Genomic DNA, 16316 nt, shown 5'->3' with positions numbered 1-16316 from the left:
TGTGAAGAACAACGCTACTTGTAGCGGAAATACAGGTTGCCAAAATTGGATAGCTTGTTTTCTCGACGATTTTCCTTTGATGTTTGTCGCAGATCGATGTTTTCTACATCTGGCCAACCAAACGTCTTGAAAATGAGCTCTGCGATTCTGACGAAGACCATGAGTTTTCGAGAAACCCTGAACGCTATTACTGCAGAAATCGCGATCCAAAAAGAGAACGTAGTCAGAAAAAAGAGCTGCGTATCCGTATGAAGCAAAGACCCCAATCCTTCGTGCACCACAAAGAAAAATGCAGGGAACAAGTACGCAAGAAAGGAGCACCACATCCAGGTCTTTACCGATTTACGGTAATGCACTTTTCTCCCGGCTGTGGCATGAGGATACACGGCAAGCAGGTCATCGCCGTGGCGCTTGACTGCATACGCGACGTAATGATCTTTTCCCGTTGGCTCTGCAACAACCTCAACGGTGTCTCCATTACGCATGGGCATCATCCAAAGCCAACCCTTCACCTGCTTGCCGTCCAGTTCGAACTCGACCCAGTCAGCTTCTTCGTCGGCATTTCCGGCCATGCCGATCAGGCCAATGCCTGTCGCACCCATACCCATGGCCGAGGCCGCTAATGCGGTGACGCCGACCTGCTGATGTTGAACTTCGGTCAGCACGAAGTCGTGGCTACGGCGCGATCGGATAAGTCCCGAGATCCCTCCTCGGAGCAATACCATTGAATTGTTCGGTTCCTGGCTCCTCATGAATGCTCTGGCTGCATCGGCAAATTCTTATTTAAAAGCAGGGCTATTTGTAGCGAAAATAAAGGTTGCCAAAATTGGACATTTTGTTTTCTCGACGATTCTCCTTTGACGTTTGACGCAGATCGATGTTTTCTACATCTGGCCAGCCAAACGTCTGGAAAATGAGTTCTGCGATCCGAACGAAACCCATAAATTTTCGAGCCACTCTGAACCCTATCACTGCGGAAAATACGGCCCAAATAGCGAACCCAATTAGTAAACCGCGCTGCATAACCGGATTGAGCAAACTTTCTAATCCTACTGGCATCACAATGAACAATATAGGAATCAAACATGCAAGAGTGGAGCACCACATCCACGTCTTTATCGATTTACGGTAATGCACCTTTCTCCCGGCTGTGGCATGCGGATACACGGCAAGCAGGTCATCGCCGTCGCGCTTGACTGCGTACGCCACATAATGATTGTTTCCCGTCGGCTCCGCCACAACTTCGACGGGGTCTCCGTTGCGCATGGGCATCATCCAGAGCCAGCCCTTCACCTGCTTGCCGTCGAGTTCGAACTCGATCCAGTCAGCTTCTTCATCGGCATTTCCTGCCATGCCGATCAGACCAATGCCCGTCGCACCCATACCCATGGCAGAGGCCGCTATCGCGGTGAGGCCGACCTGCTGATGTTGAACTTCGGTCAGCACGAAGTCGTGGCTGCGGCGCGATCGGTTAAGTCCAGAGATCGCTCCTCGGAGCAATACCACTGAATTGTTCGGTTCTTGTTTTTTCATGAGAGTTTGGTCATGGCATTAACAAAATCCTTCTCCTGCTGGGAAGGGTCCGTATAGCGTGCAACACTGTGATCCGTGATACGGAATGTTGTCTCTTGCCCGGTTCCAAAAGCACATCGTGAACACCAGCTTTCCAGTTCGTCTGGCGTGAGCCAGTCTGCCATCGCCTGAAGCACAAGCAGCCCTATCGTTGCTTCCCAGCCCACCAGCATGCCGACAATCCGCAATGCAGCCAAGGCGATCACTCGCGTGGTAGCTATTTCTACGGCTTCGATGATGGCAACCGTCCCGTACCGTTTCGCTAATTTTTTAAGTAAAGGTGCTGCGGTACTTGTTGCGTCAATCAAAATTGCCACGCCCGCTGCCCCATTTACGATCGTTTTTCCGGTATAGATTGCTAACACATCAATTTTGTTGTTGTAAAAAGCATCACGTGCCTTCTCCGCGTCTATCCAGGTAGAGATGAATGTACCGAAACTGCTCAGCCCACTACCCACCAGTTTCCAGCTCTGTGAACGAATGGAATTTTTCAGCGCTCCGTAATATGGCGTCATCGTGATCGTGATCAGCGACGACAGCATTGATGCACCCGACTGCATCAATTTGTTCCTGGTATCCCGGTCCGGCGCACCCGTTATGAGCTTGTAGAAATTGACCGCCTCCAGCAGGGCAGCAACTACCGCTATTCGGCTTGATCTCAACGCTTTTACGCCGTCGTCGGTCGATTCCATTGCGTTCCATACGTCATACAGCGCCTGCGTCGCTCTGGGCGCATTGGCCGGCGCACCTGTGCGCAACAGCGACCGGGCCTTTAATAAACGTTCGATCATCTCCTGGCGGCTTAGCATTTCCAGCTTGGCCTGCTGACGAACCAGTGCCATGGAATCGGAATAAGAAACGCCAGCACGCTGAAGCAGGACGGTCTGGACAATTTTCTCCCCGACAAAATCGCCAAGCTGGTTAATACGGAATTTGGAGAAGATTGCATCGCCGACCGTGAGTCCGAAGCGGTCCACTTCAAGGCGTTTAAGCAGTGCTCCAAGCGGTGTAATCTTCTTCGGATCACTTTCGAGCGCCAATTTTGCAAGGTTCTTGTAGTAACCGTTGAGCTTGCCGATCATTCCGGAAGCAGAGATCACCGCAGCGACGCCAGGGCTGTGCTCCGTGCTCGTTTGGCCCTGCCCCGACTCCAGTGGCATGTCCTTCTTTGCCAGAGCAGTTTTCAGCAGTTGTCCAAGCTCCTGGCGCGCGTCCTTCTGGTTCATCGCAACGACGCGCCAGACCAAGCTTCCCGGCTGGGCAGGGTCCCATTGTGTAACGAGCGCATCGAGGATCGCTTTGCCCTTCGGCGTGGAGCCAATGCCTGCTAGCCCGTCGCTGATCACCAGCTCGAATGCGGCGGCATCAACCAGATCCGTCGACTGGTAATCCTCAAGCGTATCGAGAAACAATTTCGCCTGTAGCCATTTGCCGACATCGGCACTGCGTGACTCTTGCAGATCGAAGACTGCGGATTGAAGCGCCTTATACTTCTTTCGGAAATTCTCAACATCCTGACGCTTGAGTCTTGCCTCGTACTTTGACCAGTTATAACTCCGCATTGCAGCAAGGTTCCGGTCATGCGCGCCGGGTTGAGCTTGTGCGTAGGCCCGCGCACCGCTCATGAGCTGATCGCGCTCGGCACCGGTATAAAGCATTCTCGAGTTTGCGCTGGCGGCCGAAGTCGATTCCGCCAACTGGACAAGCCTGCGCTGGTAGCTGGCGGGAACATTGTTGGCAGCCATCCAGCTCATGTCGTCATAGTAGGCATTGATCTGTGCGGCCCTCCCCGCGGCGGCGCTCGCCAAGGCGCGGGCGCGCTGTGCCGCAAGTGCGCTCTGCGCCTCCGGCTGGCCAAGCGGGCTCATGGCATGTGCTTGCTGCGCCATCGCCTCCCGGCTCTGCAAATCCTGATCGGTACGCGACTGGACAATGGCATGGGCGGCATCGATGCCCTGGAGCGCGCCGACCTGCAGCGGGCGCTCCTGTGTGACGTATCGATCGAACCACGAAGCCGGATCGCCACGGAAGCCGTTCAGCTCATGTACATTGCCGATGCTGTCCCATAGGGCAAGCATCATCGGCGGATGGTTCGAATCGCCGCCGCCGGAACCTTGGCCCTTCGTGCCAATCTGCTTCATCAGCTTCACGAGCGCCTGACTCGCCGAGGCCGGCGAGGCCTGCCTGATATAGGTGGGGTAGCGCGTCACCTCGCGCTTCAGCCAGTCGTCCTTGTAGATCCCCTTTTCGTCGCTGAAGGACTGCTTGTCATCGGGAAGGTCCAGCAGTTTCGGGTCGAAACCGGGCATGTACTCGATGACGTCGTCAATCGCCTGCGTCGTCGCGACGATTGCATGTCCGTTGGCGTCCGTGCCGCTAGTGATCCACTTCGATGGTTCGATGAACTGCATTCGGGCCTGCATCAGTGTGTTATCTGATGCATATCGATCGAAGACCTCCTTATGCCAGGCGTGCTCTGAAAACGCCGCAAAGACACGGCCAGTGCACTTTTCCGGTCGTTCGATCGCAAGCACATCCATCGGGAATGCAATCGCGCGTTGTGCACATGCCGGATGGGTGATCGGCGCGCGGGGCAGGGGCAATGTCTGCTTCCAAAGGCGTCCGTCCGACGTTACCTTGTACGCTTCCCAATATCGAGTGCCGCGCGGACCAACTTCGTAGAAGAGATAGACCCAGCCCTCGCGTAGCGTGCGCAGCCCGTAATGGTGTGCATCGAGCGCAACATCCGTCACCCGCCCGCCGCTGATCCCCGCGGGCATCACTGCTTTTACGTTCTTGGGTAGCACCGAATAGCGCACGGGCAGGATCGGTAGGCCGGTTTTTTCGCAGTTTATGCATTTCTGGTCATTCGTTGTCATACGTTGTCGCCGTATTGGATTCGATTCGCACGTGTGCCTACCGGGAAGCCGAAGCACCCAGACGCTGATGCCAGGATCCCTGGCGGATTTCGTCGATCTCGTTGGCCGACAGCTGTTCGATTTCACAGGTATAAAAATCGTCCCGTGCCCTACGGCCCAACAGCTGCAGCACCCTCGGATGCGAATCGAATTGCGGGTGCCACGCGAGCGCATGGCCGATAAACACGAGCCTGTCGTTCCGGTCGATCAACCCGTGTCGCTCGGCCCGCGCAGCCGCAGCAACAGCCACCTCGATTTCGTTGGGCTCTGGTTGTCGGCCACACGCCTGTGCGTGCAGCGCAAGTGCCCGATTGATGAAACCGTGCCGCTGAATTTCCTGCCACTGTGCGGCTGACAACATGAAGTCCGTACGCGCGTCAGAGGACGCTAAGTGGACGCTCGGTCTACCACCCGCATCGAGGACGTGCCACGCTCTCACTGGTCCGAGCATGGCTTGCTGCTGCGCTGGCGACAGGACGGTCCAGAGCAACGCCAGGGCACGTGAGTCGTAGAAACGCAGCACGCAGGCCCGCCCGCTGTCATCGCGTTGAAGCACGAGACGGGACCAGTGCGCGGCGACTTCGTCGAGCGAAGCGGAGCTCGCTAACCAGCCACCGACCCGCTGTCCCAGACCCTCAGCCATGGATTCCGGGCGCCGGTCTTCAAACGCAACGCGGACACTCAGCGCCAGCGCCTCAATGCCTTCGGGCGTCGACAGATCCAGTTCCAGAAGATACGGACGGTGCGCCTCGGGAAATGCATCATGATGGATGAGTACGTCAGCTCGAGCCAGGTTGGCAAACGGCGCCTTGGCATCCACATCGTCACTGGTCAAATCTCTCTGACTTGGGTCAACGGCAAGGAAACAGCGCATGTCTTTATGCCGGCTGAACCACCCCGTCAGGGTGGCGTTGAATGATTTGATTTGTGCGTCTTCGTCCATCGTGGGCGACGTGGGCGGTCTCTCGGGATGCGAGGGTTCTCCGGTTTCCGGATATTCCATGAATTACTCCAGTACGACGCTTGACGCGCTGTCAGCGGACGCTGCCGCGGTTTTCCACGAACATCCATTGGTAACGCTGGTGAGCTGCGCGGGCAGGTGCATTGACGATGCCCCCAGCTTGTCCCAGGATGCGCACTTCTCCAGAATCTGCCCCGACGTGCCGTTCTCGATCTTTTCGGGTGTTATACGGATGTATGAGCCACCGGCACCGATCCAAATTTCCTTGTCGGCGGAGAGCACAAGTTTTCCGCCGGAGGTTGTGATCGTCACGTCCTTCAGTGCGGACAGGGCCATCGCATCTCCCTGTGCCTGGATTTCAACCTTTCCTTTTGCGGCAAACAGTTTCACACCGGCGTTCTGCGCGAACAGGCTGATCTTTTCCATGACGCTTGCGATAAGAGATTTGCCGGCGGCTACCTGCGTGTTCTTGCCGCTTACGATATTGATCTGCTGATTCGCAGTGAGCTGGGCTGAATCCTGTGTCGATATGCCAACGCCAGCGGGACTCGCAATCAACATGATGGGCGTTGAGAAGCCGTTCGCATTGCCGCTCCCGCCGCCGCCTGTTTGCCCGCCAGTTGCTGCGCTCCCCGTCACGTTGAACTGCGTTGCATCCGTGAATTTTTTCAGCGCATCCTGTCCCTCGGCCAAACTTTCGGCCTGATTCGAAGCACTCGATTGGGAAGCCAGTTCGAACACGCTTTCTGCGCTCGCCAACTGCTCGGTCGCGGCTGTGACGTTTAGCGGCTGGTTGACTGCTGGCGAATGTGTCGAGATGAACAACCCGTGTCCGGCACGAATGGCGCCGTAAGCGTCCGATTTAAGATCGAAACCATTGCCTGAAAATGCCCCGCGCGAGTTACCGGACTGCTCGACTAGGTATCCCAAATGTAAATGCGACTGGAAACTGCTGGAATACAAATGGACCCGGCTTTGCGAAGTCGAGTCGTCCATCACGAGCTGGTTATAACCGTTACCGCTATACTCCTTCGATCGGTACCCCGATAGCAGTCCGTTTGAATGCCACTGAGGCGTCGCTGCGTTGTTATACAAGCGCGAAGTCACCACCGGCCGGTCACAGTCCCCGCCGATGTAATCGATGAGGACCTCTTCCCCTACCCGCGGCATGTGCACCGCGCCATAGCCACTTCCTGTATCCGCCTGCGCCACCCGCACCCAGCATGAGGCCTTTTCGTCACCGTCATTAAGACGGTCCCAGATGTGCCGCACCTTGATTCGGTTCAGCTCGTCCGTGTAGACCTCCGCGCCTTCTGGACCCACCACAATCGCGGATTCCAGGTGAGTTGCTGGTTTTCGGTGTTCGAACGGGCTGTGATATGGAACGCTGGTACGCTGCGCTTCGATCTCCGTAAGGTAGAAGCCTTCCGTGCCATTTATTTGAGAAACGGTGGATTTCGCATCGCTGTCATGCCGCGCACGCATTTCATCGATGGTGTCTTGCAAGGTGTGGCGGAACGCCGATCGATGACCGACCATTGGCAGGTTGTTCGCGATCACCCAGACCGTTTCGATCACTGCGAATTCTTTCTGGCCCGTCTGATCCTGATCATGGTCCGGGTGCCCGTCCAGGACGAAGCGCCGTCCCGCGTCGATTCTGCGCACGCTGCCTACGCCGAAGAACCGTTTAGCCCGTGACTCCCATTCCTCAATTCGAATCCTGGAGAGCTGATCGCCCCGATCCTGCTTTGCATATGTGTATGCCCCGGTGTATTCGTACACCTCTGCCTGATTCGGCAATGCGCCCTGATTTGCCATCGTCGGCGCACTTGTGCCTTTCGGGTTATGAGATGTCGACGGGTTCTTGTAGTCAAAAGTGCGAGTTGTCAACATCGTGCTTTGCAGCGTGCGGGTCCCCGACCATTGCACCAGCGCGTCCGTTTCGCTGCCTGAGTCACCGCGATAGAACGAAACCGTGTTGGGTGACAGCGCGTCGAGTCTGTCGAGATGGTCAGTGATCACCAACGTGTGTGATTTGCCATCCTGGGCCTGCCGCCAAAAGCCGAAAAGCCCTTCGGACTCGAGTAACCGGTGAACAAAATTCCAGTCGTCCTCGTCCTGCCGGCAGTATGAGCGGGAAGGTAACGGTTTTGATAGCGCAAACCGGAATAAGCTCTGAGCTTGGGGATGCGCGTTGAAGACGTCCGTGATGATGTCGTCAGCAGTCCGGTCTTGCCAGATACGTTGGTCGCGTCGGAACTTCAGGAAGTGCATCCAGGATGCAAAGCTAAGTTGATAAGTCGTCAGACCACCGTCGGATCCCAGCCTTCGCGCCGTATGCACATAACCGTTGTGGGGTTGGTACGACTTGTCGGACTGCTGTATCCACAACGTCACTGGCTGCGCGATCAGGGTTTTGAGCTCGATGTTGTCCAAGATGGACACCACATCCACAGTGAACTCGAAGTGGCGACCCAGTCGCGAGTGGCCCACTACCCGCTGTGGCACTAACGTGTTTGGATCTAGAGTTGTGTCCAGTGTTATTAACCGGTCACTCTGTAACAGATTGCTTGTGATGGCACGGATTAAGTCTTGCGTTCCCATTCCGCCTCTTCGTAATCATTACACACATTGGTAATTGAATGCCCGGATTTTGAAAAGACCCTATGGTTTGAAGCCTTAACCGTTGGGCCAGAGTAGGCAAACTTGACTATTTCCTCAAAACATGATCGCGAGCTTTGCTGGGTAATAGCATGAGATTGCGCAAACTATGGTCGGCAACCTAGGCGAACCCTGAGAGAGTGTTGGCCTGCTGTGCTAACTACGCTACAGTCGGCGGTTGTTTGATAGATTGCTGTCGTCATACAGGAAATGGTTACAGCTTTCCGATATTCGAAGCTAACTGATCATGGCACGACAGTGCGCGCTGAAGAGCGTGGTCTCCAGCAGCTTTTTTCTGATAAGGCAGGCACCTAGGGGCAGACAAGAGTGTTTTAGGCCGATTATTATTGGAAACCGACGATGCAATCTGACTCAAATCACCGGTGAAATTATCAGTAGTGCACATGAATAGAAAAAATTATCCGGAGTGTTTGGCACTTAAGGGGGCACACAGGGCTTGCGGGCAGAAATAACGATGCCGCTTTTTAAGCGGCATCGTTATTTCGCCTGTCACTACAAAGCCAGCAGGTATTTTCCAGCCAGCCGGGCAGCGGGCGCGGCGGCGACACGGTGGTCGTGGTCATGGGTCAGATGTTATCGATGGTGGCTTGCTGGCTGGCGATCAAGGAGGCGCCGCAGGCGGTCTTGTCGCCATGGCGGGCCGCCGGTTTGCCGTCGATGATCAGGGACGAGTCTCCGTTGACGATCGGGTTCGGGCCGTGTTTCGGACAGACAGTCTTGTCGCCAATGCGGGCGATAGGGACGCCGCCGCTGTCGCTATGGGGCGAGGCCTGGATGACGGCGCCGCCGTGGGAGGTTTTGTCGCCGAGGACGATCAAGGGGCCAGACATATTTCAACTCCTAATGAAAAAGAAATACGAGCCAGTAGCGTTATTAAATTAAGGATGCATTTAATAATATGTGTTCAGAGCCGCAATGACATCTCGCAAAATTTCCTTTATTGGCTCAGGTTATCTTGTGAAAATCATTTAGCCTTCACGGTTAGATCGATAAGAGTTAGAGGATGGAAACAACGAGTGGCCAGCCTTTATCCAAGCTCGCGACAATGGCAGCGAGATATCAATCATCATTCGGAGTGAGAATGAAACTCTACAAATTAGTTCTTTTAGGCGCATTTGCAGCCCTGACCGCCTGCGGAAAGCCTGTTCCTCCTGAAAAGTCAGCATATGTCGGCGAATGGCAGGACAAAACGATGTATCTGATGATTACGCAAGACGGCTCTGTTAAATACAAACGCCTCAAAGGTGGTCAGACAACCTCGATTGACGCTCCACTTCAGGGTTTCAAGGGAAATGATTTTGATGTAGGTCTCGGAGCGATGGCGACCACATTCGTTGTCAGTAAGCCTCCCTACCAAGATGGCGAGGTGTGGAAGATGATCGTAGATGGGCAACAGTTAACGAAGACGTCCGAATAATATTTCTGCCGGTTTCGGTTCTGCTATCAGCCCACGGATGATGCATACGAAGACCAAGTAATTCATCTCGTATGCATCGTTTCCTGTTCAACCTGCGTTCACGCCGCCACAGCCAGCAATTCCAATTTCAGTTCCTTCAACCCCGCCGGCACGTAAATCGACATCGATTGCGCCTTGAGCATGCGCTCGTACATCTGCCCTTTCGATTCGAGCATGAAATAACAGGTGTCGGGCCGCACGGCGAGCGCCGCCGGCGGTTGTGGCGTGTATTGCAGGCGCACGCCCGGTAGCGCCGAGAGCACGAATTTCTCGACATCGTCCGGCGCGCCGACTTTAAAACGCAGGGGCACGACGTCGACCAGCTGCACAGCCGGGATATCGGCGGAGACGGCGATATAAAAGGTGGTCTTGTCGTCGATCTTGCCGGAATCGAGGGCGCCGATGTGGTACGAGGGCCGGACTTCGCTCAGGGCGATCGCGAAGTATTTCGACGAGATCACGGTGTCGAGCAGTTCGCGGATGATGGTGTGCAGTTTCGTAAAAGCCGGGCCCGGGTCGGCGTGCTGGTAGGGCGGCAGATCTGCCAGGGTCCAGCTTTTCGAGAAGGTCATCAGGCCCCCGGCTACATCCAGCAATTGCTCGTACAGACGTTCCGGATGCAGGCTCGGATGATGAAAATGGTGGGTCAGCGTGGCGTAGGCGGAGCTGGCCGTGTGCAGCAGCCAGAACGAGGACATGTCGCCGGAGCGGAATTCGATCACGTTGCGGCTCGGCTCGCGGTGGTGGCCATACAGGGCGCTGACCTTGGCCTGCAGCGCGTCAAGCAGGCGCCGCAGTTGCTGGAACAGCGGGGCGGCAGCGGCCAGCGTCAGGCTGGGCGCAACAAAACCCGGGTCGAGCTCGAAGCCGCCGACGGCCGCGCGGCGCAGGCGCAGCAGGGGGAAATGCACATAAGCGTCGCGCGGCTCGGAGTCCGGCAGCAGGCGCACCGACTTTTGCAGGTAGGCCAGTTGCACCGGCGCCGCCTGCGTATATAAATCCGCCGTTTCCTGGTTCGCCTGGATGAAACGCGCCGTGTTGGCGGGTTGGCCAGGCGTGACGAAATTGCCGGTAAATGGTTTCAGGCTGGGCAGCGCGGCGTAATAGGTGACCGTCTGCTGGGATTGCTGCAGCAGGCTCAAATCGATGGTCTCCGGCAGCGCGTCCAGGGTCGGGGCGTCGACCAATTCGCCATCCTGGAAGCGCAGCGCCAGGTCGAGGATGCGCAACACGTTGTTCGCCAGCGCCTCGCGGTCGACCTGCAAGCGCTCCACGCCCCAGGCATACGGGTGCACCGCCTTGATCCCCTTATGGAGGCAATGCTCGTGGTACTGGTCCTGGCGCTGGAAATGCTGGGGGCGCAGCAACAAGCCTTCGCCCCAGAGTACTTTGCTCGTCATGTCCCTGTCGTCCTGTCGTTGTTGTTGAGCCCGTCTTTGCCAACGGAAACAGTAGACCGCCACCGATGGCGCGTACTTGCGTTGTCTCAAACGTGGACTTTGCACAACGCCATCACGCTTCCTTAGCTTTCTTCAAGGTTCGACGAAGTTTGCGCGGTGACACTACCGAGCTGACCGGCCATTCGACAAGGACATCCGATGACCCGTTTTACGCCAGGCCTGTTCGACCGCCTGCTCGGCGTGCCCGCGCGCGCCAGTCAGGGCCACGCGCCCCGCTCTGCGGCGGAAGAGATGAAAGACGCCGTCGCGCGCGACCTGGAAGCGCTGCTGAACACGCGCGCCGTATTGCCGGAAGATTTTTTGAAGGCTTATCCGGAGTGCAGCCGTTCGCTCGTCAGCTATGGCATGAAGGATTTCGCCGAGCTGTCCCTGTCGAGCCCCTCGGACCGGGCCCTGATCTGCGCCTGCATCGAAAAGACGATTTCTCATCATGAGCCGCGCCTGCGCAAGGTCAAGGCCTCACTGGAAATGCGCGCGGGCGCCGTGAACCGCCTGGATTTTTCGATTACCGGGGTGCTGGTCGCCAGCGCCTTGCAGGAGCCCGTGAACTTCGACGCCGTCCTGCAGCCCTCGACCCTCAGCTACAGCATCAGCAAGGCCGGCCGCGCCGCGCCGGCGGGAGCCTGATCAGTGGATCAATTACTGCCCTATTACGAAAGCGAGCTCGGTTACCTGCGGCGCAGCCTGCGCGAGTTCGCCGAGCGCTATCCGAAGATCGCCGGCCGCCTCCTGATCAGCGGAGAAGTGTACGAGGATCCGCACACCGAGCGCATGATCGAATCCTTCGCCCTGCTCAATGCGCGCATTGCCAAACGCCTCGACGACGACTATCCGGAATTCACGGAAGCCCTGTTCGACGTGCTGTATCCGCACTACCTGCGTCCCTTTCCCTCGTGCTCGATCGCGCGCTTCGATTGCACGGGCGCGGCCCAGCAAAGCGCGGCCGCCAGCATCGCGCGCGGCACCCAGTTGACGACGCGTCCGGTGCGCGGCGCCGCCTGCACGTTCCGCACCGTGTACCCGGTCACCATCGCTCCGCTGGCCTTCAGTCAAGTCAGCTTTTCCGACATCCTGCGCGCGCCCGAGCGGGTAGAGGCGCCGGCGAATGCCTCGGCCGGCATCAGCCTGAGCATCTCCGCCAGCGCCGGCCAGCTCGATTTCCAGAAGCTGGATTGTCCCCTGCTGCGCGTCTTCATCGATGGCGAACCCTCGTTCTGCGCGGCCCTGCGCGACGCCCTGTTCATGCGCACCGTCGGCGCCTGGGTCGAAGTAGGAGAGTGCGGCCGCTGGCTGCCGCTGCCGGCCATTCCGATCCGCGCCGCCGGCTTTGGCGAAGACGAATCCGTGATCGATTTTCCGGCCCGCTCGCATGCCGCCTACCGCCTGCTGACCGAGTATTTCTGCTTTCCCGAGAAATTCAATTTCTTCGACATCGACCTCGCCGCCCTGGGCGCCATCATTCCCGGCGCGGCCTCGGTGACCCTGCACCTGGCCCTGTCCGGCATCCGCAGCGACTCGAACATGGCGCGCCTGCTCGGCACCCTGTCGGCCAGGCATTTGCAGCTCGGCTGCACGCCGGTCGTGAACCTGTTCCGCCAGCGTGGCGAGCCGATCCGCCTGACCCACACCACGCCCAGCTACCCGGTGCTGGCCGATGCGCGCCGCGCCTATGCCTTCGAGGTGCAATCGATCGATTCGGTGAACCTGGTGCGCCAGACCCCGCAGGGCGAAACGGTGGTGCAATTTCGCCCCTTTTACTCCTTGCAGCACGCCCAGACGGCCGAACAGAACGGCCACTACTGGGCGATGCGGCGCGACGAAACCCTGGCTGAACGCAGCCCCGGTTTCGAGACGCAGATCGCCATCGTCGATATCGACTTCGATCCAGCCGCGGTCGAAACCGACACGCTCAATCTAGAACTGACCTGCTCGAACCGCGACCTGCCTTCGCAGCTGAGCTATGGCCAGGCCGGCGGCGATTTGTTCCTCGAGGGCGGCTCGACTGTGCGCGCGATTCACTTCTTGCGCAAACCTTCTCACTCCTGGCGTTTTCCCAGTGGCCGCAGTGCGCACTGGCGCCTGATTTCGCATCTGTCATTGAATCACCTGTCGATCAGCGCGGGCGGCGTGGAAGCGTTCAGGGAGATGCTGGCGCTGTACGACCTGCCGCGTTCTCCCTCCTCGCAGCGCCAGATCGGCGGCATCGTCTCCATCGAACAGCAGCCGACCACCGCCTGGCTCGCCGGTAATCCGTTCAACTGCCTGGTGCGCGGGGTGCAGGTGCGCCTCGCCATCGATGAGGAAGCCTTCATCGGCAGCGGCATCCACGCTTTTACCCACATCGTCGAACGTTTTCTTGCCCTGTACGTGCACGCCAACAGTTTTACGCAGCTGGTGATCGTCTCGGCGAAAACCGGGGAAGAGATTTATACATGCACAGCGAAAAGCGGCGATTTGAGCCTGCTGTAATCGAGCGCCTGTTCCGCGAGCCCTACCGCTTCGAGTATTTCCAGGCGGTGCGCATGCTGGAACTGTGGCTGCGCAAGCATGGCGCGCCGGACCAAAATGCCGTCGCCAATTTCCTGCGCTTTCAGAATTCAACCTCGCTGCGCTTTCCGGCCAGCCAGCTGGAAGCGGTCCAGCCCGACCCGCCCGTCGCGCCCGATGCCGCAGCGCTCGGCGCGGCCCTGCAGGAGGGCACATTAAAATGGGTGCGCCTCACGCCGACCTTCATGGGGCTGCTGGGCGGACAGGGAATCTTGCCGCCGCATTACACGGAACGCGTGGCCGAGCAGCAGGCGAACGACAAGGACGAAGGCCCGCGGTCTTTTCTGGACAGCTTTTCGAACCGCTCGCTGGCGCTGTTTTATGAAGCCTGGCGCAAGTACCGGCTGCACCTGAAATACGAGCGCAGCGGCAAGGACAGTTTTTTGCCGCTGCTGCTGGGCCTGGCCGGCCTCGGCCCGCCTGCGCTGCGCCGGCGCCTGGCCCACGCCGATCAGGGCGCCGTGCTCGACGAATCGATCGCCTACTTTGCCGCGGCGATCCGCCAGCGCCCCGTTTCCGCGGTCCAGATGGCGCGCGTGCTGTCCGAGTATTTCGGCCAGCCGGTCGAGGTCGAACAATTCGTCGGCGCCTGGTACGCCGTGCCGCCGGCGCAGCAAAGCACCCTGGGCTGCGCCAGCGCCACCCTCGGCAGCTGCGCGATTGCCGGCGAACGCGTCTGGCAGAGAGATCTGCGCCTGCGCCTGGTCGTCGGCCCGCTCGACCACGCCGGTTTTACGGCCTTCCTGCCGGGCGGCCTGGCGGCGCGCGCCCTGGCCAGTTTATTGACCCTGTTCACCGGACTGTGTCTCGAATACGAGATCGAACTGGTGCTGCGCGCAATCGACGTGCGGCCGCTCACGCTGTGCGAAGGGAGCGAACTTGGGCGGCTGGGCTGGGACAGCTATCTGGTGGCCGGCCCCGCGGAATGGGATCGGAACGACGTCCACTACGACATCCGGATCGGCTGACAGGTTTATACGATCCCGCCATTCACCCGCAGCGTCTGTCCATTCACCCACTCCCCCTGCGGCCCGGCCAGGAAGGCCACCGTGTGTGCGATGTCTTCCGGCGTACCCAAGCGTTCCAGTGGCGCCGCTTTCGCCAGGCGCTCGACCAGCTCGGCCGGTTTACCGTCCAGGAACAGGTCGGTCGCCGTCGGTCCCGGCGCCACGGCGTTCACGGAAATGCCCTTGCCGCGCATCTCCTTGGCGAAGATGTTGGTCATGGTCTCGATCGCCGCCTTGGCCGCGCCGTACACGGCGTAGCCGGGCATGGCGAGGCCGATCGCGCTGGTTGAAAAATTCACAATGCGTCCGCCCGAACGCAGGCGCGTGGCGGCCAGGCGCAGCATATTAAACGTGCCGCGCGTGTTGATGGCGAAGATCTTCTCGTACAGGGCGTCGTCGGTATCGGCGATCATGGTCGTGCCGGGCTGGATCACGCCGGCATTGTTGACGATGACATCGACGCCGCCGAAGGCCTGTTCCGTTTCGTCGAACAGGCGCGCGCAGTCAGGCGCCTGCGCCACGTCGCCCTGCAGCGCGACGGCGCGGCCGCCGGCTTTTTCGATTTCGTCCACCACTTCCCGCGCATCCTGCGCCCGGCTGGCGTAGTTCACGGCGACCGCGAACCCTTCCTGCGCCAGGCGCAGCGCGATGGCGCGGCCGATGCCGCGCGAGGCGCCGGTGACGATTGCCACTTTGACGTTTGCCATGTTGTTCTCCTGTGTGATCGATGGGAGCCAGTCTAGGTCTTATTCCCTGTTGGATAAATAGGCTTAAAATCAATTCATTATTCAACTCAGCCAAAGAATCCAGTCATGGACATCGCGCGCGCCATGGGTGTGTTTTCTCAGGTCGCCACCCTCGGCAGCTTCAGCAAGGCGGCCGAACGTCTATCCCTGCCGGCCGCCACCGTCACCCACATCGTGCAGGAACTCGAGCGCGAGCTCGGCACGCGCCTGCTGCACCGGACCACGCGAAAGGTGACGCTGACCGACGACGGCACCCTGTACCTGGAGCGCTGCCTGCGCCTGCTGGCCGACATCGAAGACGCCCAGGCCCTGTTTACGGGTTCGCGCACCAAACCGCGCGGCGTGGTGCGGGTCGACCTGCCCGAGCGCCTCGCGCGCCTGTCGATCATCCCGGCCCTGCCCGGCTTCTTCGCGCAGTATCCGGACATCCAGGTGCGCCTGGCCGCCAGCGACCGCTTCGTCGACCTGGTGGGAGAGGGCGTCGATTGCGCGGTGCGCGTCGGGCCGCTGGCCGATTCGAGCCTGATCGCACGGCGCATCGGCGACATGGAGCAGGTGAACGTCGCTGCTCCCGCTTATCTCGCGCGCTACGGCACGCCACAGACGCTGGCCGATCTGGCGCACCACCTGGCCGTCAGCTTCTTCTCCAGCCGCGCCGGACGAGACCTGGCCTGGGAATACGTCGAACGCGGCGAGACGCGGCGTCTCAAAATGCGCAGCCTGATTTCGGTGAGCAGCAGCGACGCCTATCTGGCGGCCTGCCTGGCCGGCCTCGGCCTGGTCCAGGTGCCGCGCCATGGCGTCGATCAACTGCTGGCGCAGGGCGAACTGGTCGAGGTGCTGCCCGCGTATCGCGCGGCGCCGCTGCCGGTATCGGTCGTCTACGCCCGCAACCGCCAGTTGTCGGCACGCGTGCGCGTGTTCGTCGACTGGCTGTGCGAACGGGCGCTGGCCGGCGCCTGGTGAA

At 59.1% G+C, this 16316-nt stretch carries 13 protein-coding genes; 5 read left to right on the top strand and 8 right to left on the bottom strand.

Annotation, left to right across the window (positions count from 1 at the left end; all coding sequences use genetic code 11):
• Positions 1-14: 14 nt before the first annotated feature.
• The 6 genes from C2862_RS18750 to C2862_RS18725 all read right to left on the bottom strand — a co-directional run bounded on the left by C2862_RS18750 (position 15) and on the right by C2862_RS18725 (position 8963).
• The gene (locus tag C2862_RS18750; RefSeq protein WP_229467513.1) at positions 15-665 is read right to left on the bottom strand and encodes a putative type VI secretion system effector; all 651 of its coding nucleotides are present in this window, start codon (positions 663-665) and stop codon (positions 15-17) included.
• Positions 666-795: 130 nt separating this feature from the next.
• Positions 796-1533, bottom strand: coding sequence for a putative type VI secretion system effector (locus C2862_RS18745; protein WP_136221661.1), 738 nt, complete (start codon positions 1531-1533; stop codon positions 796-798).
• On the bottom strand, positions 1530-4451 hold the full coding sequence (locus C2862_RS18740) for a T6SS effector BTH_I2691 family protein (protein ID WP_136221660.1): 2922 nt from the start codon (positions 4449-4451) through the stop codon (positions 1530-1532). Before C2862_RS18740 ends, C2862_RS18745 begins: the two co-directional genes overlap by 4 nt.
• Before the next feature lie 37 nt (positions 4452-4488).
• Positions 4489-5493, bottom strand: coding sequence for a DUF4123 domain-containing protein (locus C2862_RS18735; protein ID WP_229467512.1), 1005 nt, complete (start codon positions 5491-5493; stop codon positions 4489-4491).
• A 3-nt stretch (positions 5494-5496) separates the two neighbouring features.
• Positions 5497-8055 carry a type VI secretion system Vgr family protein gene (locus C2862_RS18730; RefSeq protein ID WP_136221659.1) on the bottom strand — a complete coding sequence of 853 codons (2559 nt, stop codon included), beginning with the start codon at positions 8053-8055 and terminating at the stop codon, positions 5497-5499.
• Between the two features lie 644 nt (positions 8056-8699).
• On the bottom strand, positions 8700-8963 hold the full coding sequence (locus tag C2862_RS18725; RefSeq protein ID WP_136221658.1) for a PAAR domain-containing protein: 264 nt from the start codon (positions 8961-8963) through the stop codon (positions 8700-8702).
• A gap of 251 nt (positions 8964-9214) precedes the next feature.
• Between C2862_RS18725 and C2862_RS18720 the strand changes: the two genes are divergently transcribed.
• A complete protein-coding gene (locus C2862_RS18720; RefSeq protein WP_136221657.1) occupies positions 9215-9550 on the top strand; it encodes a hypothetical protein in 336 nt (111 codons plus the stop codon).
• A 98-nt stretch (positions 9551-9648) separates the two neighbouring features.
• Here C2862_RS18720 and tssK read toward each other — a convergent pair whose 3' ends face one another.
• On the bottom strand, positions 9649-10989 hold the full coding sequence (tssK, locus tag C2862_RS18715; protein WP_136221656.1) for a type VI secretion system baseplate subunit TssK: 1341 nt from the start codon (positions 10987-10989) through the stop codon (positions 9649-9651).
• Positions 10990-11187: 198 nt separating this feature from the next.
• Between tssK and tssE the strand changes: the two genes are divergently transcribed.
• The 3 genes from tssE to tssG are packed head-to-tail and all read left to right on the top strand — an operon-like array spanning position 11188 to position 14564.
• Positions 11188-11676, top strand: a complete 489-nt coding sequence (gene tssE / locus C2862_RS18710; RefSeq protein WP_136221655.1) for a type VI secretion system baseplate subunit TssE — start codon at positions 11188-11190, stop codon at positions 11674-11676.
• Between the two features lie 3 nt (positions 11677-11679).
• Positions 11680-13518 carry a type VI secretion system baseplate subunit TssF gene (gene tssF, locus C2862_RS18705; RefSeq protein ID WP_136221654.1) on the top strand — a complete coding sequence of 613 codons (1839 nt, stop codon included), beginning with the start codon at positions 11680-11682 and terminating at the stop codon, positions 13516-13518.
• Positions 13482-14564 carry a type VI secretion system baseplate subunit TssG gene (gene tssG, locus C2862_RS18700; protein WP_136221653.1) on the top strand — a complete coding sequence of 361 codons (1083 nt, stop codon included), beginning with the start codon at positions 13482-13484 and terminating at the stop codon, positions 14562-14564. Before tssF ends, tssG begins: the two co-directional genes overlap by 37 nt.
• Before the next feature lie 5 nt (positions 14565-14569).
• On the opposite strand, the gene C2862_RS18695 is transcribed toward tssG, so the two are convergent.
• Positions 14570-15310, bottom strand: coding sequence for an SDR family oxidoreductase (locus tag C2862_RS18695; RefSeq protein ID WP_136221652.1), 741 nt, complete (start codon positions 15308-15310; stop codon positions 14570-14572).
• Positions 15311-15415: 105 nt separating this feature from the next.
• Between C2862_RS18695 and C2862_RS18690 the strand changes: the two genes are divergently transcribed.
• The gene (locus C2862_RS18690) at positions 15416-16315 is read left to right on the top strand and encodes a LysR family transcriptional regulator (protein ID WP_136221651.1); all 900 of its coding nucleotides are present in this window, start codon (positions 15416-15418) and stop codon (positions 16313-16315) included.
• The last annotated feature ends 1 nt before the right edge of the window (position 16316 follow it).

Origin of the sequence: Massilia sp. Mn16-1_5, assembly GCF_004798585.1 — a bacterium.
GTDB lineage: Bacteria > Pseudomonadota > Gammaproteobacteria > Burkholderiales > Burkholderiaceae_D > Telluria.
This window is presented reverse-complemented; position numbering and strand designations above follow the sequence as displayed.

What these genes read in the sequence shown, in the direction of transcription:
- C2862_RS18745 (WP_136221661.1), bottom strand. Translation starts at nt 1,533, where the DNA reads ATGAAAAAACAAGAACCGAACAATTCAGTGGTATTGCTCCGAGGAGCG.
- C2862_RS18740 (WP_136221660.1), bottom strand. Translation starts at nt 4,451, where the DNA reads ATGACAACGAATGACCAGAAATGCATAAACTGCGAAAAAACCGGCCTA.
- C2862_RS18735 (WP_229467512.1), bottom strand. Translation starts at nt 5,493, where the DNA reads ATGGAATATCCGGAAACCGGAGAACCCTCGCATCCCGAGAGACCGCCC.
- C2862_RS18730 (WP_136221659.1), bottom strand. Translation starts at nt 8,055, where the DNA reads ATGGGAACGCAAGACTTAATCCGTGCCATCACAAGCAATCTGTTACAG.
- C2862_RS18725 (WP_136221658.1), bottom strand. Translation starts at nt 8,963, where the DNA reads ATGTCTGGCCCCTTGATCGTCCTCGGCGACAAAACCTCCCACGGCGGC.
- C2862_RS18720 (WP_136221657.1), top strand. Translation starts at nt 9,215, where the DNA reads ATGAAACTCTACAAATTAGTTCTTTTAGGCGCATTTGCAGCCCTGACC.
- tssK (WP_136221656.1), bottom strand. Translation starts at nt 10,989, where the DNA reads ATGACGAGCAAAGTACTCTGGGGCGAAGGCTTGTTGCTGCGCCCCCAG.
- tssE (WP_136221655.1), top strand. Translation starts at nt 11,188, where the DNA reads ATGACCCGTTTTACGCCAGGCCTGTTCGACCGCCTGCTCGGCGTGCCC.
- tssG (WP_136221653.1), top strand. Translation starts at nt 13,482, where the DNA reads ATGCACAGCGAAAAGCGGCGATTTGAGCCTGCTGTAATCGAGCGCCTG.
- C2862_RS18695 (WP_136221652.1), bottom strand. Translation starts at nt 15,310, where the DNA reads ATGGCAAACGTCAAAGTGGCAATCGTCACCGGCGCCTCGCGCGGCATC.
- C2862_RS18690 (WP_136221651.1), top strand. Translation starts at nt 15,416, where the DNA reads ATGGACATCGCGCGCGCCATGGGTGTGTTTTCTCAGGTCGCCACCCTC.